Origin of the sequence: Kitasatospora sp. NPDC007106, assembly GCF_040634455.1 — a bacterium.
Taxonomy (GTDB): domain Bacteria; phylum Actinomycetota; class Actinomycetes; order Streptomycetales; family Streptomycetaceae; genus Kitasatospora; species Kitasatospora arboriphila.
This window is the reverse complement of the sequence record NZ_JBEYFP010001286.1, coordinates 1-1,296: the sequence shown is the minus strand read 5'-3', so window position 1 is coordinate 1,296 and position 1,296 is coordinate 1. Positions and strand designations below refer to the sequence as shown.

The following is a 1,296-nucleotide window of genomic DNA, read 5'->3' as shown; positions in this document are numbered from 1 at the left end:
CGATCGAGACCTGGGTCACCAAGATCGGCGGCGCCTCGCTCACCGTGTCCTACGAGATCAAGGACACCGCGGCGGACAGCGCGAAGCACGCCGAAGCGGCGGCGAAGGCGATCAGGCCGCCGAGGAGCACCGGCCGCGGCCCGACCCGGTCGGCCAGTGCGCCGAACACCGGCTTGAGCAGGACCTCGGCCCCGTCGTAGAGCGCGAGCAGTCCACCGAGGGCCAGCCAGGACGCGTGCCGTTCGGCCGTGAAGCCGCCCAGGTTGGCGGCGATGCCGTGGGCGCCGAAGGCGGTGGTGAACCCGGCCGCGTACAGCGGCCGCATCTGCCGTCGTACGGCTCGCTCCTCGGTCCGCGCTCCGGCCACGACCGGCACCTTCCGTGTCAGCCCCGACGGAGAACGGAGAGGCCCTGCCCGATGCGGTCGTCCGCCCGGGCCGTGGCGAAAGGCCCGTGGACTCCCACCGCCGGAGCCCTGTCTCCGACCGGCCCCTCGGGCGGCTCCTGCCGCGCCGCGACCCGCCGCCGGGGCGGCTCCGCCGGGAGGGACACGGGCGGCAGCGCGCATCGTCGGCGGGGATGCGTCGTCATATCCCCCAAAGTAGCAACCGTTACATTAGGGGAGGAAACGGGCGACGATCCCGAACGAGGTGGCTGATGCACTCGATCACCGACTGGCTCTCCGGCCTGTCCGGTCCGGTCGTGTACGCGGTCGTCGCAGCCCTGGTCTTCGCCGAGGACGCGCTCTTCTTCGGCTTCGTCATCCCCGGCGAGACGGCCGCTGTCCTCGGCGGCGTCCTCGCCCACCAGGGCAAGGTCTCCCTCGGCCTGATGATCCTCGTGGTGGTCGGCGCGGCGATCCTCGGCGACTCCGTCGGCTACGAGGTCGGCCACCGGGCGGGCCCGGCGATCCTCGGCACCCGCCCCATGCGGCGCCACGGCGAGCGCATCGCCAAGGCCCAGGACCTGATCCGCCGGCGCGGGCCGGCCGCCGTCTTCTTCGGCCGGTTCGTCGCCTTCTTCCGCGCGATGATGCCCGCCCTGGCCGGCATCTCCCACATGCCCTACCGCCGCTTCCTGCTCTTCAACGCCCTCGGCGGCCTGGCCTGGGGCGTCGGCTTCACCCTCCTCGGCTACTTCGCCGGAGCCGCGTACACCCGCGTCGAGGGACTGGTCGGCCGTGCCCTCGCCATCGCCCTCGCCGTCCTGGTGGTGGTGGCCCTGACCGTCTGGCACCTGCGGCGCCGCCGGCGCGAGTCCCGCTCGCCGCAGCCCGACGGCCACGACGAACGCTCC

1 protein-coding gene and 1 pseudogene are annotated in these 1,296 nt (G+C 73.5%); one reads left to right on the top strand and one right to left on the bottom strand.

Annotated elements, in window-relative coordinates:
• Positions 1-73 precede the first annotated feature (73 nt).
• Positions 74-325, bottom strand: a pseudogene (locus ABZ641_RS37900) (MFS transporter); the annotation flags it as partial.
• Positions 326-657: 332 nt separating this feature from the next.
• Between ABZ641_RS37900 and ABZ641_RS37895 the strand changes: the two are divergent.
• On the top strand, positions 658-1,296 hold a 639-nt coding region (locus tag ABZ641_RS37895; protein ID WP_359989163.1), incomplete at its 3' end, for a DedA family protein.